Raw genomic sequence first — 22,213 nt, forward strand, 5'->3', positions numbered from 1 at the left:
ATGAGTGCGCCGGCACGGCTGGGAAGGGTTTTCATGAAAGCGTTGCATAGGGTTCGTGTTGGCGTCTGCTTGGCTGCTTTGTTGGCAGGCTGCGGCGCGATGTCCGGCTGCATGAGCAGCCCGACCTACGGCACCGACAAGACATCGGGCGAACAGCTGTTCGACGACATCGCCGATATCGGCTCGATCTCTGCCGCGACGCCCAAGGAAAACGCCGTCAAGTATCCGCCGCGTCCAGGTCTGGTGGTGCCGCCGGCCGATGGCAGGTCGACCCTGACGCAGCCGCAACAGTCGCTGGCTTCCTCTGACAATCCGAACTGGGTCGAATCGCCTGAAGACGCCCGCAAGCGTCTCGTTGCCGATGCAGACGCCAACAAGAATTCTGCCACCTACCGCTCGCCGTTGGTCTATTCCGATAGCCACGCCAACCAGATGACGCAGGCGCAGCAGACCGCCGCCTACCGCGAGGCCCGCAAGCAGCAGGACGGCACCTACATCGACCAGCGCCGTTACCTCATCGACCCTCCGGCGCAGTATCGCCAGGTTGCCGACCCAGCCGCCCTCAACGATCTCGGCACGCCGGAATCGAAGAAGGAAAAGAAGCGGCTGAAGGATGCCGAGGCGGCCCAGCAGTCGAGCAGCTGGTGGAAGCCATTCCAGTAATCGAAGCCTGAAAGCGCTATTCGCCGCGCCGGGCTTGAAAAAAAGCCTTGAGGATATCGCTGGCATCGCTTTCGGCGAGGCCTGAATAGACCTCCGGGCTGTGATGGCATGTCGCCTGCGCAAAGAAGCGCACGCCGTTGTCGATGCCGCCGCCTTTCGGATCCTCCGCGCCATAGTAGAGCCGGCGGATGCGGGCGAACGAAATGGCCGCCGCACACATCGTGCAGGGCTCCAGCGTCACGTAGAGATCGGCATCGACCAGCCGCTCCTGGCCTAGCGTTGCGCTGGCAAGCCGGATCGCCACGATTTCGGCATGGGCGGTGACATCGTTCAATTCCCGGGTCCGGTTGCCCGCCCTGGCGATGACGGTGTTGTCGAAAACCACCACGGCGCCGATCGGCACTTCGCCACGCTGTCCGGCGGCGCGGGCTTCATCCAGCGCCAGCGCCATGAAATGATTTGTCCTCGCCATCAAGATTTTCCACTTAACCGAAGCGGCGTGACCTGATAGGACACGCCAAAGACCAATTTGGTCTAAAAACTCAGGCAAACATCAAATGACATTCAATGACAAGCCCAAGCGGCCTGGGTCCAAGCCCTTTCTTCGCGATAAGCCGATGCCGAAGCGCGAAGACACCAATGCTGCAAAACCTGCGCCGTCGAAGCTCACCAAGGCGAATATCCCGGATGACGCCGAACGTATCTCCAAGGTAATGGCACGCGTCGGCGTCGCCTCCCGCCGCGATATCGAGCGGATGATCATGGAAGGCCGCGTCAAGCTGAACGGCGTGCAGCTCGACAGCCCGGTCATCAACGTCACCCTGACGGACAAGATCGAAGTCGATGGCGTGCCGATCCGTGGTATCGAGCGCACCCGTCTGTGGCTCTACCACAAGCCTGCCGGCCTGGTGACCACCAATGCCGATCCGGAAGGCCGCGATACCGTATTCGACAACCTGCCGGACGACCTGCCGCGCGTCATGTCCATCGGCCGCCTCGACATCAACACCGAAGGCTTGTTGCTGCTGACCAATGACGGCGGCCTTGCTCGCGTGCTGGAATTGCCGACCACCGGCTGGCTGCGTCGCTACCGCGTCCGCGCCCATGGCGAGATCGACCAGGACGCGCTCGACAAGCTGAAAGAAGGCATCGCCGTCGATGGCGTGCTCTATGGCTCTATCGAGGCAACGCTCGACAAGGTGCAGGGCTCCAACGTCTGGATCACCATGGGTCTTCGCGAAGGCAAGAACCGCGAAATCAAGAACGTCCTCGGCGTGCTCGGCCTCGAGGTCAATCGCCTGATCCGCATTTCCTACGGCCCGTTCCAGCTCGGCGACCTGCCGGAAGGCCAGGCCGTCGAAGTCCGTGGTCGAACGCTCCGCGACCAGCTCGGTCCACGCCTCGTCGAAGACGCCAAGGCAAATTTCGATGCGCCGATCTACAATGTCACCGGTGGCGACGCCGCTGACGACGACGAAGCGCCCGCTGCCCGTCCGCAGCAGCGCGATGACTGGGTCAAGCGCGAAAAGTCGAGCGACAAGCGCGCTCCCGCCCGTGGCCATCTCGATACGAAGCGCGAAGACAGCAAGGGCGGTGCCCGTGGCAAGGACGACGACCGTCCGAAGCGCGCACCGATGACGACGCCGCGCCGCAGCGCCAATGTCTGGATGGCGCCCGGCGCCCGTCCTCTTGGCGAGAAGGCAGCCGAAAAGGTTGCCAAGAATCTTGAAAGATATGGCCCTTCGACCCGTGGCCCGCGCGTGCGCCCCGGCTCCGAGCGCCCGGATGAAGGTCCGCGCGTCCGTGTCAGTCGCGTCAGCGACAGCGAAGGTGAGTGGATCCGCGCCACTGACGATACTGACGATGCCAAGGGCAAAGGCGGCGGTTTCGGCCGCAAGAGCGCCGGCAGCGACCGTCCGCCACGCGGCGACAAGCCGTTTGGCGACCGTGCCCCGCGCGGCGACCGCCCCCAGGGCGCAAAGTCCTTCGGTGATCGTCCGGCCCGCAGCGACAAGCCATTTGGCGATCGTGCTCCGCGTGCCGATAAGCCGTTTGGCGACCGCCCGCGTGGCCCGAGCCGCCCGCGTACCGAGGGCGAGGATCGCCCACGGACCAACTCTTTCCGCAGCGACAGCCGTTCGGATGCACCTCGTGGCGATCGTCCCTCCGGCGACCGGCCACCGCGCGGTGATCGTCCACAAAGCGATCGTCCTCGTGGCGAGCGGCCCGAGCGCGCCCGTCCGCAAGGCGACCGCCCCTATACCGGCAGGCCGCGCACGGAAGGCGAGGATCGTCCCCGTGCAAAGCCGTTCCGCTCCGACGCTCCGCGTGGCGATCGTCCTGTCCGCAGCGAACGTCCCCAGGGCGAACGTTCCTTTGGTGACAAGCCGAGAAGCGACAGGCCGACACGGTCCTTCGATGGCGACCAGCGGTCCGAACGTCCGGCAAGGACTGAACGTCCCTCCGGTGAGCGCTCGTATGGCGAAAAGCCGGCCGGTGCAAAGCCCGCAGGCCGTCCTTATACAGGCAAGCCAGCCGGTAAATCCTTCGGCGGCAAGCCAGCGGGCAAGCCGGGTGCAAAGAGCTTTTCCGGCAAGCCACGCGACGGCGCCGGCAGCGGTCGTCCGGCAGGGGGTGCTCCAAGAGGCGGCCCGAAGGGCAAGAGGGGCTAACGGACGGTGAGGATTGTCGGCGGAGAGTTTCGCGGTCGGTCTCTAGCCGTGCCCAAGTCCAACGCGATCCGGCCAACGGCTGACCGGACGCGCGAAAGCCTGTTCAATATCCTGAGCCACGCCTATCCCGAGGCGATCGACGCGACGCGCATGATGGACCTCTTTGCCGGTACCGGCGCGGTCGGCCTCGAAGGTGCCTCGCGCGGTTGCCGTCACGTGCTGTTTGTCGAAAGCAGTGTCGAGGGGCGTGGACTCCTCTGGGAAAACATCGATGCGCTCGGCCTGCACGGCCGGACGCGCATGCTGCGTCGCGACGCCACCGATCTCGGCAGCGTCGGCAATCTCGAGCCGTTCGACTTCCTGTTCGCCGATCCGCCCTATGGCCATGGCCTCGGCGAAAAGGCCTTCGCAGCGGCGGCAGATGGCGGCTGGCTGGTGTCGGGCGCCCTTGCGATCCTCGAAGAGCGTGCCGATATCGTCGTCAACGCTCCCGCAGAGTATGTGTTGCTGGAGGTCAGAACGTTTGGCGACAGCAAGATGCACTTTTTCCGCTACCAGCCGGCTTGAGTTATGAACACGATGACCAGACTGGGTGACGAGATCACCGACACCATGGACGCCTACAGCTCGTCGCAGCCCTCTCTGGCCGTTTCCTTCGGCGGCGGCGGTGCACGTGGGCTTGCCCATATCCACATCATCGAGGCGCTGGACGAACTCGGCATCCGGCCGGTCGCCATTTCCGGTTCGTCGATCGGCGCAATCATGGGCGCGGGCATGGCGTCTGGCATGAGCGGCATCGAAATCCGCGACTACGCTCTCTCCAGCATCGGCAACAAGAAGGCAGTCGCCAACCGCATATGGGGTCTGAGGCCAAAGTCTGTGCGCGGGTTGAAGATCGGCCAGTTCGATCTCGAGCGCGTGCTACGTGCCTTCCTGCCGCATCAGGTGCCGGATAATTTTGCCGACCTGCGCATCCCGATGAAGGTGATCGCCACCGATTACTACGGGCAGTCCGAGGTGGTCATCGAAGAGGGCGACCTCATCCAGGCACTGGCTGCTTCTGCGGCTATTCCGGCAGTCTTCATGCCGGTGCGGCGCAACGACCGCGTCATGATCGACGGCGGCATCATCAATCCGGTGCCTTACGAACATCTGATGGATCTTGCCGATATCGTCATCGGCGTCGATGTCGTCGGCGCGCCGGATGGTGACGGTACCCATGTGCCGAACCGCATGGAAAGCCTGTTCGGCAGCGGCCAGTTGATGATGCAGACGGCGATTGCCCTGAAGCTCCGCCTGCGTCCGCCGCAGATCTTCCTCTGCCCCGCAGTCGGGCGCATCGGCGTCATGGATTTCCTCAAGGCTCGCGAAATCCTCGCCATGTCCGTCGGCATCAAGGACGAGCTGAAATATGCGCTCGACGAAATCCTGACGGCTCGCCGGGTCTAGATACTCGCCGGCTCCGAGAGATCGTCGCTGGCATCGATGACTTCGACCGACCGCTTCGGTTTGATCAACGGTTCCGGCTTGACCGGCTTCGAAAACAGCATGTCGGCCCCGGCCTGCGGACCTTCCGTCGTCTGCAGCACCAACCGCTGCTCATCGCGCTTGCGGATATCTTCCTGGATCGCCATCGCCTCAGCTTCACCGACGCCGAGTTCCTCGAGCGTGCGTCGGCCGAACACCAAGCCAGATTCCAGCGTTTCGCGCAGTTCGTAGTCGACGCCCACTTTTCGCAGCGCAATGGAGTGGATACGGTCGTAGCTGCGGACGAAAATTCGCGCATGCGAATATTCGGCCTGCACCAGTTCGACGATCTTGTCGGTGATTTCCCGCGTGTGAGTGCAGATGACCACGATCTTAGCGCGATCTATGCCAGCGGAGCGCAGCACGTCCTTGCGGGTTCCATCGCCGAAATAGATGCGAAAACCGAAGGACGACGCTTGCCGGATGCGGTCGGCGGAAAAGTCGATCACCGTTACCTCGCGGCCTCCGGCGAGCAGGATCTGCGCGGCGATCTGGCCGAAGCGCGAAAAGCCGATCATCAGCACATCGGCGCCGGCGCCCTCGAAATTCTCGTCGATCTCTTCATGCGCATCGGCCGTCATCAGCCGCTTCGACAGCGCCACGGCAAGCGGCGTCAGCGCCATCGACAGCGTGACGATGGCGATCAGCAGCGAGGCGGTGCTGTCCGAAAGCAGTCCCCCCGTGGACGCCGCGGTGCTGAACAGCACGAAGCCGAATTCGCCGCCCTGCGGCAGCAGCAACGCGATGCGGATAGCATCGTTATGCGACGAGCCCGATATGCGGCAGAGGCCGTAGATGACCAGCGCCTTGACCGCCAGCAATACCGGCACGGCCATGAGGATGAAAAATGCGTGATCGTAGATCACCTGAAGCTGCAGCGACAGGCCGACGGCAATGAAGAAAATCGCCAGCAGCACGCCGCGAAACGGTTCGATATCGGCCTCCAGTTCGTGCCTGTAGGAGGACTCGGCCAGCATCACACCCGAGAGAAAAGCGCCCATCGCCATTGAAAGACCAGCCATTTGCATCAATGTGGCCGAGCCAAGCACGACGAACAGCGCCGCCGCGATCATCGCCTCCCGGGCGCCGGTCCGGCCGATCACCTGGAACAGCGGCGTCAGCAAATAGCGGCCGACCACGATCATGCCGGCAACCGCGGCGACAGCGATGGCAAGGTCGGTCAGGGGATGGGCTTCCTGCTTCGGCCCGTCGAGCACGGTGATCAGTGCGAGAAGCGGCACGATGGCGAGATCCTGGAACAGCAGCATCGAGAAGGATCGCTGGCCGTAACGGGTGTTGATATCGCTCTGGTCGTCTAGGATCTGCATCGCGAAGGCGGTGGACGACAGCGCCAGGCCAAAGCCGGCAATGATACTGCCGCGCCAGTCGACCATGCCTGTCAGCCATGCCGCGAACGTCAATGCGATTCCGGTGAAAATGACCTGCGCGCTTCCGAGACCGAAGATGTCCCGGCGCATCTGCCAGAGCCGGGTCGGCTTCAGTTCGAGGCCAATGATGAACAGCAGGAACACGACGCCAAGCTCGGCCACGCCGAGCACGGCTTCACCGTCGCTGATGCCGTGCAGCACGGGACCGATGACGACGCCGGCCGCGAGGTAGCCGAGCACCGTGCCCAGACCGAGCTTTTTGAAGATCGGTGCCGTAACGACGGTGCCGCCGAGCAGCAACAGCGTTTCGGTGAAGAAGGCGTTAGGGGCTGACATGGTCTGTATCTTTCCGTGGGTAGGCAGTGCATATGCTGTCGAGCCCCAAGAATCGACACGCTCGGCCTTGATGCTTTCGGTACTGCACAATAAATGGAAGACGAAGGAAAGGCCAACTCATGTCCTCTGAAATCGATTCCGCAACACTACTTTCCCGCGCCAGCCAGCTGATAGATCTCGCCCGCAAGGCCGGTGCCGATGCCGCCGATGCGGTCGTCGTGCGTTCCCGCTCGCAATCGGTGAGTGTGCGGCTTGGCAAGGTCGAGGGCACGGAGTCCTCTGAAAGCGATGACTTTTCGCTGCGTGTCTTCGTCGGCAACCGGGTCGCGAATGTATCAGCCAACCCGGGTTTCGATCTCCAGGTCCTGGCCGAACGCGCCGTTGCCATGGCGAAGGTGTCTCCGGAAGATCCGTTTGCGTGTCTCGCGGACGACGACAAGCTGGCCCGCAACTACCCAGATCTCGATCTCTACGACCCGACTGAGGTCTCCACCGATCAGCTGCGCGAAGCCGCGCTGGCGATGGAGGAGGCCGGTCTGGCCGTCAAGGGCGTCAGCAAGTCCTCCGGCTCCGGCGCCTCGGCCGGGATGGGCGGCATGGTGCTGGTGACCTCGCGCGGCTTCGAAGGTGCCTACAAGGGCTCGCGGTTCGGCCGGTCCGTCAGCGTCATCGCCGGCGAAGGCACAGGCATGGAGCGCGACTACGATTTCGACAGCCGTCTCTACTTTGCCGATCTGGATTCTGCCGAGGACATCGGCCGCCGCGCCGGAGAGCGGGTGGTCAAACGGATCAATCCGCGCCAGGTGCCGACCGGCAAGAATGTCACCGTGGTCTTCGACCCCCGCGTCGCCCGCAGCTTCGTCGGCCACATCGGCGGCGCCATCAACGGCTCCTCGGTCGCCCGCAAGTCGAGCTTCCTCCGCGACAAGATGGGCCAGCAGGTGCTGAAATCCGGAATGTCCATCACCGACGATCCACTCATCGTCCGCGGCTCCGCCTCCCGTCCTTTCGATGGCGAAGGCGTCAGCGGCCAGCGTCTGGTGATGATCGAGGATGGCGTGCTCAAGCACTGGTTCCTGTCAACCTCGACTGGCCGGGAAATCGGCATGCCGACGAACGGCCGTGGCGTTCGCGGCGGCACAACGGTTACGCCATCGTCCACCAATCTTGCGCTAGAGCCCGGCGAGATGCCGCCGGAAGAGCTGATCAAGAGCGTCAAGGACGGGTTCTACGTCACCGAACTGATCGGCCAGGGCGTCAACATGATCACCGGCGAATACAGCCGTGGCGCAACAGGTTTCTGGATCGAGAACGGCGAACTGACATTTGCAGTGTCGGAGGTGACCATTGCCTCCAATCTCAAGGACATGTTCATGCGCTTCACGCCGGCCAACGATATCGACCGGAGCTTCAGCACGGCAGCGCCGACCATAGCCATCGAAGGCATGACGCTGGCCGGCCTCTAGAGTGCTTGTGTTTGGAAGTGCATAAAAACAGAGAGATAGAGTATTTTTGCGTTTCCGTGAAACGCTGAGATGCCCTAGGGCCTTACGGGAACGAAAGCATGGGCGAGAGCGAAACGTTCAGCTGGGAAAGCGACCTGGACCTGATTGTCCAGGCGGCCCAGGAAGCCGGCGAAGTGGCCCTCGGCTTCTTCCGGCAGTCTCCGGAAGTCTGGTGGAAAAATGGTGGGCAATCGCCCGTCAGCGCTGCAGACTATGCCGCCAACGATGTGCTCTCGAGAGTACTGCAGGCGGCCCGGCCGGATTACGGTTGGCTGTCCGAAGAGACCGACGACGCATCCGATCGCCTCCAGCGCAGCACGTTGTTCGTCGTCGATCCGATCGACGGCACGCGCGGGTTTCTGGCCGGCTCGGAGATCTGGTGCATCAGCGTCGCCGTGGTCACCGACGGGCGCCCTGTTGCCGGCGTGCTGTTTGCCCCGGCGCTCCGCGAACTCTATGTCGCCGGGCTCGACGGACCTGCGCTCAAGAACGGCAATATACTCAAGGTGTCCGAGCCAAGAGCCGGCGATGTCCATCGGCTGGCAACTGCTGAAGACATGATTGCCGGCTTTGGCGTGGCGTTCCGCAGCACCGTCCAGCGCGTCAAGCACATCCCGTCGCTCGCCTACCGCCTCGCCATGGTGGCCGACGGAAGGCTGGAAGGTACGTTGGTCAAGCGCGATTCCCACGACTGGGATCTGGCCGCAGCCGACCTGATCCTGCAGCGTGCCGGCGGGCAGCTTGTCGACCTTGCCGGCGACCTGCTTGTCTACAACAAGGCCGTGGTCAAGCACGCCGAACTTTGTGGTGCCGGAGAGGCCCTGATGCCGGAATTCCTGCATCAGCTTGCCTCCCGACGAGACGGTTGACCTTTCACCCAAAATCGCTCAGATGAGCGTTGGGGGAGCGATAGGAAAGAAAGACAGATATGACTGACTCCAGCGCTAAAAAGCAGCTTCTGCATCTCGTTTTCGGCGGCGAGCTCGAAAATCTCAACGACGTGAACTTCCGTGATCTGAGCGGCCTCGACATCGTTGGCATTTTCCCCGATTATGCCAGTGCGCACATGGCCTGGAAGGCCAAGGCACAGCAGACTGTCGATAACGCTCATATGCGCTATTTCATCGTTCACATGCATCGCCTGCTCGATCCGCAGGATTCAGCCTCTCCCAAAGGCTGATTGCGGAAACCATTGATACAGCCGTGATTGCCGCGGGTCAGTCATAAATTTGCCAAGCATCTGGTTTTACTGCTCTTTTTGAGCTGAAACTTTATTTAGTCCAGTCGCAACAGTTTGGGTTTTGGCATTGATGACGATCACCACGGATCGGAGGCTTCTGCGATGAGCAGCTTTAGGGCGCGTATGGCGCTGAAAGCCTATCGTCTCGGTGGCGTCGCGATCTCGCCACTGATGACGCCCTACCTTGCGCTGCGTGCGACCAACGGCAAGGAAGACAAGGCAAGGCGTGGCGAGCGCTTCGGCTATGCCAGCGCCAACCGCCCGCAGGGTCCTCTGATCTGGTTTCATGCCGCAAGCGTCGGCGAGACCTCGGCTGTCGTGCCGCTGATCCGCGAAATCCGCCAGCGAAACATTCACGTGCTGTTGACGACAGGCACAATGACGTCGGCGCAGGTGACCCGCGAGCGTCTCGGCGATGACGTCATCCACCAGTATGTCCCGCTCGACCTCAAGCCTGCCGTTGCCCGCTTTCTCGACTACTGGCAGCCGGATTGCAGCATCATCGCCGAATCCGAGATCTGGCCGACGACGATCGGCGAACTCGTGGCCCGGCGTATCCCGCAGATCCTCGTGAATGCCCGCATGTCCGACAGGTCCTTCAGCCGCTGGCAGCGCCATCCGTCGCTGGCTGCAGCACTGCTGGAAAATATGGCGCTGGTTCTGGCGCAATCGGATGTCGATGCGGAGCGTTTTCGCGACCTTGGTGCGCTGCAGGTGAGCACCTCCGGCAACCTCAAGGTGGATACCGACGCGCCGCCCTATGATGCGGCGGTGCTGGCCGATTACATGCGGCAACTCGGCACCCGCAAGACCTGGGCCGCCGTTTCGACCTTTGAGGGCGAGGAGAATGCGGCAGCTGTCGTCCACCGCACCCTCAAGGCGCGCGACGATCTGGTGACGATCCTCGTCCCCCGTCATCCCGAACGCTGCGACGATATCGAGAAGATGCTGCTGGCACAGGGGCTGAAGGTAGCCCGCCGGACCCGCAACGATCCGCTGACCGCCGATGTCGACGTGTTCCTCGGCGACACCATTGGCGAAATGGGCCTTTATCTCCGCATGACCGAGGTGGCATTCGTCGGCCGCTCGTTGTTCGAGAACAAGGGTGGCCAGAACCCGATCGAACCGGCAATGATGGGCTGTGCGATCCTGACGGGCGGCCACGTGCAGAATTTTCGCGAGTCCTACCAGAGGCTTGCGCGCAGCGGCAGCGCCCGCATGGTCCGCGACACAGAAATGCTGGCCAAGGGCGTCCATTACCTTTTGACCAACGACACTGCCCGCGCCACCATGATCGAGGCCGGATTTACGGCGGTGCACGAGATGCGCGGCGCCCTGACGGCGACGATCAAGGGGCTGGAACCCTACATCAATCCACTGACGCTGAAAGCCCGGCTGTTGCCGAAGGCCGCGCAGGCTTGAGGACTTCTTGGTGACTGACGAACGACTGGCCGCCATCCGGGGCATCCTTTTCGACAAGGACGGCACGCTGCTCGATTACAACAAGAGCTGGCTGCCGGTGAACCGGCAACTGGCACAGATCGCCGCCGGAGGCGAGGCGGCGCTGGCGGACCGGTTGCTGCTTGCCTGCGGCATGGACCCGGTGTCCGGCCACGTCGTTCCGGACAGCCTGCTCGCAGCCGGCAACACCCGCCAGATTGCCGAAGGACTGGTCGCTGCGGGCTCGACCCTCGACATCGATGATCTCACGCTCCAACTGGACGACCTGTTTTCAGGCGCCGCGCAGTTTGCCGTTCCGGTCACGGATCTCGGAGCCTTTTTCGGCCGCCTGAAGGCAAGGGGATACCGTCTTGGCGTCGCCTCCAGCGACAACCAGACTTCCATCCGCGAAACTGCCCGGCATTTCGGGTTTCTCGACTGCCTTGATTTCATTGCCGGCTATGACAGCGGGTTCGGCGTCAAGCCCGAGCCCGGCATGGTGCTTGGCTTCTGCGAGGCCACAGGCCTGTCTCCGGGCGAGGTGGCCATGGTTGGCGACAACAACCACGATCTCCACATGGGGCGTAACGCCAGCGTCGGGCTCACCATCGGCGTCCTGACCGGCACCGGTTCGCCGGAAAGCCTTGCCGCCGCCGCAGACTATTGCCTCGATGACATCACCGGGCTTGAGCCACTTCTGCCCGACGTCCTGATCTCGCGGTAACCGCTTGCATTCCAGGGCAAACTGCCGTCTCTTTGCCGATAATCGAACAGGGGATCACATGGTATCGGAAGCACCGCCATTCTGGTGGACGAAGCCCGATTGGCGCGCGCGCCTGCTCTGGCCCGTGTCCTACCTGTATGGCCGCATCGCCTGCAAGCGCATGGCCAATGGCCGACGAGCTTCCGTTCCTGTTCCAGTCATCTGCGTCGGCAATTTCACGGTCGGGGGCGCCGGCAAGACGCCGACTGCGCTCAGTCTGGCACGTCAGGCAAAGGAAAAGGGGCTGAAACCCGGTTTTCTCAGCCGTGGCTATGGCGGCTCGGCGCGCGGCATCACCGTCGTCGAACCGGATAAGCATACCGCGGCCGTAGTCGGCGATGAGCCGCTGCTCCTTGCGCGCGAAGCCCTGACGGTGATTTCACGGCGACGCATCGAAGGGGCCCGTCGCCTGGTCGAAGAGGGCGCCGATCTCATCATCATGGATGACGGTTTCCAGAGTGCCCAACTCGCCATCGACTATGCGCTGCTGGTGATCGACGCCAACAGCGGCATCGGCAATGGACATATCGTACCCGGAGGACCGTTGCGCGCGCCCCTTGGCGAACAGCTCCGGCACACGTCCGGACTGCTCAAGGTTGGCAGCGGCAAGGCCGCCGATGCGGTGGTGCGGATGGCAGCCCGCGCCGGCAAGCCGTTTTTCACCGCTGTCCTGAAGGTGCGCGGACGGGAGGGTCTGGCCGGCCAGAGCGTACTGGCCTTCGCCGGTATCGCCGACCCACAGAAATTCTTCCGCACCGTCGAATCCACCGGTGCAACAATCGTCGTGCATCGGCCCTTCGGCGACCACCAGCACCTCAGCGATGCGGCAATTGCCGATCTTCTCGACACGGCAAGACGCCACGACCTAAAGATCGTCACGACATCGAAGGATTATGTGCGTTTGCTTGGCAGATCCGGCGCTGCGGAAAAACTGATTGCCGAGAGCCTTGTCATCGAGGTCGAGATGACCTTTTCGGACCACCGCGCTGCCAATCTCATCATCGACAACGCCTTCGCAGCCTGCCGTAGCCGGAGGCTCGCGGAAGGCACGCCGGGACCTAAGGGCTAGCGACGCTGGTTAGGCAGGACACCGGCGCGCTTGTCGGCTTCAAACGAGGAGACGGCGTCGGCATAGGGTTCCTGGCGCGCGACGCTCCAGTAGCGGAGCTCGTCGAGCGGAATGCGCTGGCCGGTCATGGCGCAGATCACATGGGAGCCGGGCGCCAGCAGCTGGAAGTCGCCGTCGAGATAGCGCACCTTCGCTTCGCGGTTTCCGCTTCCCTCTAAAAGGTTCATTTCCGTCATTCTCCTGCCATCGCCTGCCTTAGCGCGGCGGCGGGCATATTTCCAGCTTTTTCAGCTGCGGCCGAACAGCCGCTCGATATCGCTGAGCTTGAGCTCGATATAGGTCGGTCGCCCGTGGTTGCATTGGCCGGATCCAGGCGTTGCTTCCATCTGCCGCAACAGCGCGTTCATCTCCTCCGGGCGCAGTTGCCGTCCGGAACGCACCGAGCCATGACAGGCCATGGTGGCGGCGACATATTCCAGCTTTGCGCCCAGCAGCGACGACGTATCCCATTCGGCAATCTCGTCGGCGAGCTGGCGGATCATTCCCTGCGCATCGACCTCGCCGAGCATCGCCGGCGTTTCGCGCACTGCGATTGCTCCCGGTCCGAAGCGTTCGATGGCAAGTCCCAGATTGCCGAGGCTTTCGGCGTGCACCATCAGCCGGTCGCAATCCTCTTCCGGCAGGTCGATGATTTCGGGGATCAGCAGGACTTGAGACGGCATCCGCCTGGAATGCAGCGCCTTGCGCATTTCCTCGAATACCAGCCGTTCATGGGCCGCGTGCTGGTCGACGATGACCAGCCCATCTTCCGTCTGGGCGACGATGTAGTTCGCATGGATCTGCGCCCGCGCCGCGCCGAGGCGGTGCTGTGGCTGCGGTGTATCCGGCTGGACGTCGGCATGGCCTCTGTCCACCCGCGCCGCCGGGACCGATAGATCCTCGAATGTTGCCTGCGCCGGTTCGCCAAAGCCGCTCACCACGGACGTTGCATCGTATGGGCGCGATGGCGAAGTCTGTGGTGACCACGGTGCCGCAGGCGGGGATGGCCGCCATGCCGCCTGGGCACCGCCCCGGAAAGAGCGCAACATGCCGTCGGCGCCGGTGGTTGCCGCCCGGTCGCCATCGCGCGACAACGCCTCGCGGATGGCCCCGACGATCAGTCCGCGCACGAGGCCGGGATCGCGGAACCGCACGTCGGACTTCGCAGGGTGGACATTGACGTCGACCAGCGCCGGATCGATGCTGATCGACAGCACCGCGACCGGGTAGCGCCCGGACGGTATTGTCTCGGCATAGGCGCCCCGGATCGCCGAGAGGATTTGCTTGTCCTGCACCGGCCGGCCGTTGACGAAGGCGTATTGATGCGCCGCGTTGCCGCGATTGAAGGTCGGCACACCCGCATAGCCCTTCAGCCCGACATCCTCGCGCTCGGCATCCAGCGCAATGGCATTGTGCTTGAAGTCCTCGCCCAGCACCTGCGCCATGCGCGCCAGCCTGTCGTCGCCGGTTGCGGCAAACTCCAGCGTCGAGCGGTCGGAGCCCGAGAGCACGAAGCGCACATGCGGAAAAGCGATGGCCATCCGCTTCACGACTTCGGTGATGGCCGCTGCCTCGGCACGTTCCGTCTTCAGGAATTTCAGCCGCGCCGGCGTTGCGAAGAAGAGGTCGCGGACCTCGACAATGGTACCGGGATTGGCGGCTGCCGGCCGCAGGTGCAGCAGCCTGCCGCCGGCGACGGCGATTTCCGCGCCGTCCGCGCCATCCGCCCTGCGGCTCGAAATCGACAAGCGCGCCACCGAGCCGATCGAGGGCAATGCCTCGCCGCGAAAGCCGAGGGTGCGGATGTTGTCGAGCGTATCCGATATCTTCGAGGTGCAGTGTCGGCGCACGGCAAGTTCGAGATCGTCGCGATCCATGCCGCTGCCGTTGTCGCTGACCCGCAGCAGTGCCTTGCCGCCACCGGCAGTGGCGATCTCGATACGTGTTGCGCCTGCATCCAGTGCGTTTTCGATGAGTTCCTTGACCGCACTCGACGGCCGCTCGATGACTTCGCCGGCGGCGATCTGGTTGACCAGGGTTTCGGAAAGCTGCTTGATGTTCATAGCGGCATTTTCCCGGATTCGTATCCCCGTGGAAAGGACAAACTGTCCGCTCAGGGCGCCGTCCACCTTATTCCGCGACGCAACATGTTCGCTGCGCCATTAATCGGACCTTAATACTAAAAAGGCAGATTTCCGCTATTGTTTGAAATGATTGCAGGCGGTGCATCGCACCTGATCGCGGCACGTGATGGCCAGCTGGAAACCGTCACATATACTGGCCGGCATTCGTCTGTTTCAAACAGCTTGCCAGCATGCTTACCGCAATTCGGTGCCGGCCAGACCGTGCCCGCCTGAGGGCCTCTCAGTGATCGATGCCATAGGGGAATCGGACGAATGACTGCCGAGTTTGAGAAGGCAGTGCTCTCCGTCAGTGACGATGCGCCTGCCGATGGCACGCTGCAGACGGCGCTTTTCGATGCGATTTGCGAGGGGCTGCAGTCCGCATTCTTCGTCTACGATAAAAACGATACGCTGCTCTTTGCCAGCCGTCAGGTCCTGAATTTCTATCCGATTTCCGAGCACCTGTTGCGGCCGCAGACCCGCCTGCGCGATTTCCTCGGTGCCGTCTTCGACACCGGTATCCGCCAGCGCGACGTTGCCGGCAAGCGACCCGTTCCGAGCAGCCGCGAGGACTGGCTGTCGCAGACGATCGCTACCCACTGGCGCGAACGGTACGAATTCACTGAGCGCCATGGCGCCGACCGCTGGGTGCGCTTCACCAAGCGCCGGCTCTCCAGCGGTTACGGTGTCTGCATCATCACCGATATTTCCGAGGCCCGCAAACGCGAGGAGCAATGGCGGGCGGATCTCGAGCGCGTTCAACTCACGGAGGATATCCTCGACAACCTGCCCTTTCCGCTGTTCGTCAAGGACAGGGACCTGACCTACGTCGCCGTCAACAAGGCGCTCTGCGACAAATACCAGAGGTCGGCAGATGAAATACTGGGTCGCAAGAGCAGCGATCTATTCTCCACCGACGTAGCCGCGCGTTTTGGTGAAAGCGACCGGCACGTGATCGATAGTGGCGACCTTTCGATTTCCCGCCAGCGGCAGATCGATCGTAGTGGCATGGAGCGCGACATCGTCACGCGCAAGCTCCGGATCGGCAAGCCCGGCCGCTATTTTCTCGTCGCAACGATGCAGGACCTGCCGACCGACGGCGCCGATTTCGATGAGTTCGGCCTTGCGTCCGCCATTACCGAATCCGGCGACCGCAGCTATCGGCGGGCCTATGTCCCGGTCGAGACCCTGCAGGCAGCCCTGCACAGACTGCCCGCCATGGAAACGTTCACCCCTGAAACGTTCAACGGCCAGAAGATACTCCTCGTGACGAACGATATCGCGGCTGAATCGACAGCCCTCAAGATGCTTGCCAAATACGGGTTCGAGGCTTGCGTGGTGCGCAGCGAAGGTGAAGAAGCGGCGTTTCTCGATTTTGCAAGCTCGCTCGGTGTTCGCATCGATCTGGTCGTCATCGACAACCAGATCGGCGTGCGCGGCATGGAGCTGGCCGAACGCCAGAATATCCCGGCCCTCTGCCTCGACGGCGCGCAACTCGCCAACGAATTGACCTTCCGGATTGCCCGGTATTTCAACCGCAACATGCGCGGCAAGAGGCTCGCGCCGAAACATCCCGATGAAAAGATCTGGCCGATCTCGATCAGCACGGAAGACAACAGCTGCGAGATCCTGGTCGCTGAAGACAATGCCATCAACAAGATCGTCTTTTCGCAGATCCTCGAAGGCCTCGGCTATAGCTACAAGATCGCTTCCACCGGCGATGAGGCGGTGAGGATGTGGACCGAATACCGTCCCCAGCTGATGCTCATGGACATCACGCTGCCCGGCCTCAATGGGTTCGAGGCAACCAGGCTGATCCGGCAGGTCGAAGCAGGTTCGGCCAGTCGAACGCCGATCGTCGGCGTCCTGACCCAGGCGCTCGACCAGGATCGCGATGCGTGCTTTGCATCCGGCATGGACGACGTCATCCTGAAACCCGTGAGCCCCGACATGCTGCAACTGGTGTTCCTCAAGCATCTCGGCAACGCACAGGCCCGCGAAACGGCCTAGCGACAAGCGCGCGCAGCCTCTCCCGCCCGGTCTCGCCAGGGCGGCGCTATCCATTTTTTAAGACTTAGCCGGCATTCTGCCTCATGGGTGGGAGACGTGTCGGAATTGCAGATGAAATCACCGGATTTGCCGCCCTTGCCCGTTAGCCAGACTGAGCTGCAGGCCATGGCATATACCGATCCGTTGACCGGGTTGGGCAATCGGTATCGCATGCGCGACCGCGTACGGCTGCTCGCGGAAGAGCGTGCCAGCGATCCCGCGCCCTTTACCATCGCCATAGCCAACCTTGATGCCTTCAAGCCCATAAATGACCTGTTCGGTGCGGAGGCCGGCGACGAAATCCTTTGCCAGGTCGCCCACCGTCTCAAGGCATGCATTCCTGATGGCGCAACCGTGACCCGTCACGATGGCGACGAATTTGCCTTCGTCCTGCCGCTCGTGTTCGAGAGGGTCGGCGGCGAGAAATTCGGCCAGATGATCCGAGAGGTGCTTTCGGCGCCCTACGACCTCGGCGACCGCAACGTTCGGCTCTCGGCGTCCTTCGGTCTTGCCATACACCCCTTTGCCGGCGACAACTTCGACGCCCTGCTGAAAAGCGCAGAGACCGCCCTTTACCGGTCGAAGCGTCGGGGTCGCGGCCAGATCACGGTCTATTCCAATGAAATCGCTGAAGAGATGAAGCGGGCGACGCAGCTGGAGCAGGCCCTGCGAAACGCCATCATCTCCGACGCCATCGATGTTCACTTCCAGCCGATCGTTTCGCTCGCCAACGACACCGTGGTCGGCTTCGAAGCGCTCGCCCGCTGGAGCGATCCAGATCTCGGCTTCGTTTCTCCGGCCGTCTTTGTGCCGCTGGCCGAGGAGCGCGGCTTTATCGATGCTCTCTCCGAGACCTTGCTGCGCAAGGCTGCGGAGGCAGCACTCGCCTGGCCGCGCGAATTGTTCCTATCGTTCAACCTGTCGTCCGCGCAGCTGATGGATCCGGGAACCTCCAGCAGCGTGTTGGCAATTCTTGCGCGCGTCGGCTTCGACCCACGCCGGCTCGAGCTGGAAATCACCGAGACCGCAGTCATGACATCGGCCGAGACCGCCCACCAGATCATCACCGACCTGCGCGCCGCCGGCGTCCGCATCTCGCTCGACGATTTCGGCACGGGCCAATCGAGCCTCGGCCGGTTGCGCGAGTTCATTTTCGACAAGGTCAAGATCGATCGCGCCTTCGTCTCGCGCATCAACAGCGACCGAGCCTCCGAACATATCATCAAGGCCATTCTCGCTATGTGCGAAGGGCTGGACCTCGAGGTGGTGGCCGAAGGCATCGAGGACAGCGATGAAGCTGAAAAGCTGCGATCGCTCGGATGCGGAATGGGGCAAGGCTATTTCTACGGCAGGCCTGTCGATGGCGCCTCTACGCTGCGTTATCTGCACGAACGCTATTACGCCCTGAGCGATCATACCAATGCCTGACACTCCAGGGTGTCTGTTTCGATCGCGCCGCTGCGCGACCACCGCGCGCCGCCGATAGGCCTCGCATTCTGCATCCAGCTCGGCAATGATGTCTGTCATGACGAACCCTTGGCATGCAGAGAACACATATCATGGCCGAACCGACTGACCCCCTGCTGCAACGCTATCAGCTGAAGCATCTGACGCTCAAAAACCGCATCATGTCGACCGCCCATGAGCCGGCCTATTCCGAAGGTGGAATGCCCACCGATCGCTATCGCCTGTACCACCGCGAAAAAGCCAAGGGCGGCATCGCGCTGACGATGACCGCGGGCTCTGCCGTGGTATCGCCCGACTCGCCGCCGGCATTCGGCAACCTGCACGCCTACAAGGACGAAATCGTTCCGTGGCTGAAGGCGCTCACCGACGACTGTCATGAGTTCGGGGCGGCTGTCATGATCCAGCTGACCCATCTCGGCCGGCGTACCGGCTGGAACAAGGGCGCCTGGCTGCCGGTGCTGGCGCCGTCGGCGATCCGCGAGCCCGCCCATCGCGCCTTCCCGAAGGAAGCCGAAATCTGGGATATCGAGCGCATCGTCGCCGACTATGCGGCTGCGGCGGTGCGGATGCAGGCCTCCGGTCTCGATGGTATCGAGCTCGAGGCCTATGGTCATCTCATGGACGGCTTCTGGTCACCGGCCACCAACCATCGCGATGATGCGTTCGGCGGATCGCTTGAAAACCGCATGCGTTTTTCCAGCATGGTCACGGAAGCGGTTCGAAAGGCCGTCGGGCCTGACTTCATCGTCGGCATCCGGCTGGTGGCCGACGAAGACTGGGAGAAGGGATTGTCCCGAGAGGAGGGCGTGGCCATCGCCAAGACGCTTGCCGCCTCAGGGCAGATCGATTTCCTGAATATCATCCGGGGCCATATCGACAGCGATGCTGCCCTGAACGAAGTTATCCCGATCCAGGGCATGCGCGCTTCGCCGCACCTCGATTTCGCCGGCGATATCCGGTCGGCTACCAAGTTTCCGGTTTTCCACGCTGCCCGCATCGCCGATGTCGCCACGGCCCGCTATGCGATCGCCGAGGGCAAGCTCGATATGGTCGGAATGACGCGGGCCCACATAGCCGATCCGCATATCGTCAACAGGATCATGGCAGGCGAGGAGGCCCGCATCCGGCCCTGCGTCGGCGCCACCTACTGTCTCGACCGCATCTACGAAGGCGGCGAGGCGCTGTGCATCCATAACGCCGCCACCAGCCGCGAGGCGGAGATCGGCCACGACATCCTGAAAGCCGAAATTGCCCGCAAGGCCATCGTCATCGGCGCCGGACCGGCCGGCCTCGAGGCGGCGCGCGTTCTTGCCGAACGCGGGCATCATGTCGACCTCCTCGAGGCGAGCGGGCAGGCGGGTGGGCAGATCAATCTCCTTGTCCGCAATTCCAGACGCAAGGAAATGATCGGCATCGTCGACTGGAGGCTGCAGGAGCTGGAGCGTCTCGGCGTCATGATCCACTACGACACCTATGCCTCGGCAGAAGAGGTGCTCCCGTTCGCTCCGGACCTCGTCGTGGTCGCGACCGGTGGCATCGCCCAGTCGCCGGAGCTCGAAGCGGGTGATGAACTGGTAACCTCGAGCTGGGATATTCTCGCTGGTGCTGTCAAGCCTGAGGGGAGCGTGCTGTTGTTCGACGACAATGGCGGCCATCCCGGCATGTCGGCTGCAGAAGTTATCGCCATCGCCGGCGCAGACCTGGAGCTGGTCTCGCCGGAGCGGTTCTTTGCGCCGGAGATGGGCGGCATGAACCACGTTCCCTACGCCAGGATATTCGCGGAGAAGAACGTCCGGGTAACGATCAACACACGCCTCAAATCGGTAAGGCGCGAGGGCAATGGGCTGGTGGCCGTGCTGGGGTCGGATTACTCGGAGAAGACCAGGATGGAGCGCCGCGTGTCGCAGGTGGTGGTCGAACACGGAACCATGGCCAATGCCGAGCTTTACGAAGAACTCAAGCCCCTGTCGCGAAACCTCGGAGCCGTGGATTATGGTTCGCTGGTCGCACGCTTGCAGCCCTTGCGGACGAGCAATCCCGAGGGCAGCTTCGATCTGATCCGCATCGGCGACGCTGTCTCCAGCCGCAACGTCCACGCCGCAATCTACGACGCTCTACGATATTGTTCGCTGCTCTGATCTCGCACAGCAAAACGGCGGCGTTTTCACGCCGCCGTCGAAAATTTGTGTCAATCATACCGCTGTCGAGTTACTTGGTGGTCGTGGAGCCGTCAGCCGGAGCAGTCGTACCGCCGGCCGGAGCCGTGGTTGCAGGCGTCGAAGACGACGATTCAGAGGACTGCATCGCCAGTGTCTTGAATTCCGGAGCTGACTTCAGTGTGTCGGCCGACTCGGATGTCGTCAGCTTGACGGTGCCGTCGGTGTTCTGTGCGATCGAAATGTTGCTGATCGGAACCGCAACGTTCTTGGCGCCGATACCCAGGAACCCGCCGACGCCGACCACGGCCGCAACGATGCCGCCATTCTTCTGCATGATGAGGTCGCTCACCTTGCCGATGCTTTCATTGCCGCCATTGTAGACGGACTGGCCGATATAGGTATTGGCACTGACCTGATCGGGCGACTGCTGCGTGATGTAAGAACCCGTTGTGGTTGCGGCCGGCGCGTCTGTCGAAGGTGCCGTTGCCATCGGTGTCGTAGTTGTCGAGGGCGTCGTTGCAGTCTGCGCGAAGGCGACTGGAGCAAAGACGGAGGCAGCTGCAAAGATAGCGCCGGTAGCGACAGTAGTCATAAACTTGGTGTTCATCGTCAATCTTCCTTTCGAGTGGATCGGTTGACCCCCGACATGGGCGGCGCCTGTCTCAGGCTCACCATCATCATGCCGGTTCGTATAGGAAATGGACGAATCTATGCTTTGTTCCTCGAAAAAACGGATGAAATTGGTCTTTTGGGGTGATCTGCAAGAAAGGCCGGAGTGGCGCTAGCTGACGCAAAACGTATGGCTGCAGGGCTTTCTCACCGCGTGCAAAGGGCGCCGGAGAGTCGCCGGCGCCTTTCAAATTCCCGCAAATTAATCGCGATATATTAGAGAATGTAAGCCGGGTCGAACACGCCCTTGACCGTGATCCCAAGCTCCATGAGGGCACCAGCCTGCGGTTGTGTCGCCCGAGCCTCGTCATCGAGCCCTTCCCAGGCGGTCGTCACCACGAGGCGGTCCGCGTTGGAGCCAACGAAGGCCGGGCAGGAGGGCTGCATGGCAGGCACGCGATGGCGCTCGATGCGCAGGCCATCCGGGCTGTAGCGATCGACAAAGCCCGATCCCCAACGAGAGTTCCAGATGTAGCCGTCGGCATCGCAGACCGAACCGTCGATTCCGCCGATATCCTCTGAGCTATCGACCAGCACCGTCGGCTCGCCGATGGGCAGGCCGGTCGCGGGGTCGACGAGGACACGCATCAGCCGGCTGATCCTCGTGTCGGTATAATAGCCGAACGATCCGTCCGGTGAAAAACAGATGGAATTCGGGATGCTGATGCCATCGAAGATCTTCGTTACCTTGCCTGCAGCAACGTGATAGATGGCGCCTGCCTGCATTTCCGCCCGCTTGCCCATGGTGCCGATCCAAAGCGCTCCCGAGATATGCGTCCGGCCGTCGTTGGAGCGGTTTTCCGGCTTGTCCGCTTCGAGCGGCAGGTAGAATGTGAGGGCGCCGGTGGCGATGTCGCGGATGAACAGACCCTGCTCCGTTGCCAGCAATTGCCTGTCAGCGTCGATACGCGCCAGCACGCTTGCCATCATCGGCAGCTCGTGGACTGTCTTACGGTTGCTGGCGAGCTGCAACTCATGCAGCTCTTTTCCGAGAATGTTGAACCACCACACCGTATCGGTCGCCGGATCGTAGGTCGGGCCTTCGCCAAGCACCGATGCGGTGTCGCAGAGGATGTTGCCCTGGAATTCGTGAATGTCCGTCAT

19 protein-coding genes are annotated in these 22,213 nt (G+C 62.5%); 13 read left to right on the plus strand and 6 right to left on the minus strand.

Annotation, left to right across the window (positions count from 1 at the left end; translation table 11 throughout):
* Positions 1 to 33 precede the first annotated feature (33 nt).
* Complete coding sequence (locus PR017_RS01855; RefSeq protein ID WP_111217586.1) at positions 34 to 663, plus strand: hypothetical protein; 630 nt, start codon at positions 34 to 36, stop codon at positions 661 to 663.
* 16 nt (positions 664 to 679) lie between these two features.
* Here the strand turns inward: PR017_RS01855 and PR017_RS01860 are convergent, their stop codons facing one another.
* Positions 680 to 1,135: a nucleoside deaminase gene (locus tag PR017_RS01860; RefSeq protein WP_111217588.1), complete on the minus strand. Its 456-nt coding sequence runs from the start codon at positions 1,133 to 1,135 to the stop codon at positions 680 to 682.
* A gap of 85 nt (positions 1,136 to 1,220) precedes the next feature.
* Here PR017_RS01860 and PR017_RS01865 point away from each other — a divergent pair, with 85 nt between their 5' ends.
* The 3 genes from PR017_RS01865 to PR017_RS01875 are packed head-to-tail and all read left to right on the plus strand — an operon-like array spanning position 1,221 to position 4,784.
* On the plus strand, positions 1,221 to 3,335 hold the full coding sequence (locus PR017_RS01865) for a pseudouridine synthase (RefSeq protein WP_164498231.1): 2,115 nt from the start codon (positions 1,221 to 1,223) through the stop codon (positions 3,333 to 3,335).
* A gap of 6 nt (positions 3,336 to 3,341) precedes the next feature.
* Positions 3,342 to 3,902 carry a 16S rRNA (guanine(966)-N(2))-methyltransferase RsmD gene (rsmD, locus tag PR017_RS01870; protein WP_111217590.1) on the plus strand — a complete coding sequence of 187 codons (561 nt, stop codon included), beginning with the start codon at positions 3,342 to 3,344 and terminating at the stop codon, positions 3,900 to 3,902.
* Positions 3,903 to 3,914: 12 nt separating this feature from the next.
* Positions 3,915 to 4,784, plus strand: a complete 870-nt coding sequence (locus tag PR017_RS01875) for a patatin-like phospholipase family protein (RefSeq protein ID WP_164498233.1) — start codon at positions 3,915 to 3,917, stop codon at positions 4,782 to 4,784.
* Here PR017_RS01875 and PR017_RS01880 read toward each other — a convergent pair.
* Positions 4,781 to 6,586: a monovalent cation:proton antiporter-2 (CPA2) family protein gene (locus PR017_RS01880; RefSeq protein ID WP_111217592.1), complete on the minus strand. Its 1,806-nt coding sequence runs from the start codon at positions 6,584 to 6,586 to the stop codon at positions 4,781 to 4,783. The two genes, PR017_RS01875 and PR017_RS01880, sit on opposite strands and share 4 nt — an antisense overlap.
* A gap of 119 nt (positions 6,587 to 6,705) precedes the next feature.
* Between PR017_RS01880 and PR017_RS01885 the strand changes: the two genes are divergently transcribed.
* From PR017_RS01885 to lpxK, 6 genes are all read left to right on the plus strand, one after another.
* Positions 6,706 to 8,052, plus strand: coding sequence for a TldD/PmbA family protein (locus PR017_RS01885; protein ID WP_111217594.1), 1,347 nt, complete (start codon positions 6,706 to 6,708; stop codon positions 8,050 to 8,052).
* A gap of 98 nt (positions 8,053 to 8,150) precedes the next feature.
* Positions 8,151 to 8,960: a 3'(2'),5'-bisphosphate nucleotidase CysQ gene (locus PR017_RS01890; RefSeq protein ID WP_111217597.1), complete on the plus strand. Its 810-nt coding sequence runs from the start codon at positions 8,151 to 8,153 to the stop codon at positions 8,958 to 8,960.
* Between the two features lie 59 nt (positions 8,961 to 9,019).
* Entirely contained in the window at positions 9,020 to 9,271 is a 252-nt protein-coding gene (locus PR017_RS01895; protein WP_111217599.1) for a DUF4170 domain-containing protein, read from the plus strand.
* Between the two features lie 162 nt (positions 9,272 to 9,433).
* Positions 9,434 to 10,753 carry a lipid IV(A) 3-deoxy-D-manno-octulosonic acid transferase gene (gene waaA, locus PR017_RS01900; RefSeq protein WP_111217601.1) on the plus strand — a complete coding sequence of 440 codons (1,320 nt, stop codon included), beginning with the start codon at positions 9,434 to 9,436 and terminating at the stop codon, positions 10,751 to 10,753.
* A 25-nt stretch (positions 10,754 to 10,778) separates the two neighbouring features.
* On the plus strand, positions 10,779 to 11,495 hold the full coding sequence (locus tag PR017_RS01905) for an HAD family hydrolase (protein ID WP_111217902.1): 717 nt from the start codon (positions 10,779 to 10,781) through the stop codon (positions 11,493 to 11,495).
* 58 nt (positions 11,496 to 11,553) lie between these two features.
* Positions 11,554 to 12,603, plus strand: a complete 1,050-nt coding sequence (gene lpxK / locus PR017_RS01910; RefSeq protein WP_111217603.1) for a tetraacyldisaccharide 4'-kinase — start codon at positions 11,554 to 11,556, stop codon at positions 12,601 to 12,603.
* Here the strand turns inward: lpxK and PR017_RS01915 are convergent.
* Both PR017_RS01915 and mutL read right to left on the minus strand, forming a co-directional pair.
* Positions 12,600 to 12,830 (minus strand): DUF2093 domain-containing protein, encoded by a 231-nt coding sequence (locus PR017_RS01915; RefSeq protein ID WP_111217605.1) that lies wholly within the window; start codon positions 12,828 to 12,830, stop codon positions 12,600 to 12,602. The two genes, lpxK and PR017_RS01915, sit on opposite strands and share 4 nt — an antisense overlap.
* Positions 12,831 to 12,890: 60 nt before the next feature.
* Positions 12,891 to 14,705 carry a DNA mismatch repair endonuclease MutL gene (gene mutL, locus PR017_RS01920; protein WP_111217607.1) on the minus strand — a complete coding sequence of 605 codons (1,815 nt, stop codon included), beginning with the start codon at positions 14,703 to 14,705 and terminating at the stop codon, positions 12,891 to 12,893.
* A 333-nt stretch (positions 14,706 to 15,038) separates the two neighbouring features.
* On the opposite strand from mutL, the gene PR017_RS01925 reads away from it, so the two are divergent.
* From PR017_RS01925 to PR017_RS01935, 3 genes are all read left to right on the plus strand, one after another.
* Positions 15,039 to 16,775: a response regulator gene (locus tag PR017_RS01925; protein ID WP_111217609.1), complete on the plus strand. Its 1,737-nt coding sequence runs from the start codon at positions 15,039 to 15,041 to the stop codon at positions 16,773 to 16,775.
* A gap of 111 nt (positions 16,776 to 16,886) precedes the next feature.
* Entirely contained in the window at positions 16,887 to 18,242 is a 1,356-nt protein-coding gene (locus tag PR017_RS01930; RefSeq protein WP_111217611.1) for a putative bifunctional diguanylate cyclase/phosphodiesterase, read from the plus strand.
* Positions 18,243 to 18,373: 131 nt separating this feature from the next.
* Positions 18,374 to 20,419: an NADH:flavin oxidoreductase gene (locus PR017_RS01935; protein WP_111217905.1), complete on the plus strand. Its 2,046-nt coding sequence runs from the start codon at positions 18,374 to 18,376 to the stop codon at positions 20,417 to 20,419.
* 70 nt (positions 20,420 to 20,489) lie between these two features.
* Here PR017_RS01935 and PR017_RS01940 read toward each other — a convergent pair whose 3' ends face one another.
* Both PR017_RS01940 and PR017_RS01945 read right to left on the minus strand, forming a co-directional pair.
* Positions 20,490 to 21,047 carry a PRC-barrel domain-containing protein gene (locus tag PR017_RS01940; protein ID WP_111217613.1) on the minus strand — a complete coding sequence of 186 codons (558 nt, stop codon included), beginning with the start codon at positions 21,045 to 21,047 and terminating at the stop codon, positions 20,490 to 20,492.
* A gap of 278 nt (positions 21,048 to 21,325) precedes the next feature.
* Positions 21,326 to 22,213: an SMP-30/gluconolactonase/LRE family protein gene (locus PR017_RS01945; protein ID WP_111217615.1), complete on the minus strand. Its 888-nt coding sequence runs from the start codon at positions 22,211 to 22,213 to the stop codon at positions 21,326 to 21,328.

Source organism: Rhizobium tumorigenes, assembly GCF_003240565.2.
GTDB lineage: Bacteria > Pseudomonadota > Alphaproteobacteria > Rhizobiales > Rhizobiaceae > Rhizobium > Rhizobium tumorigenes.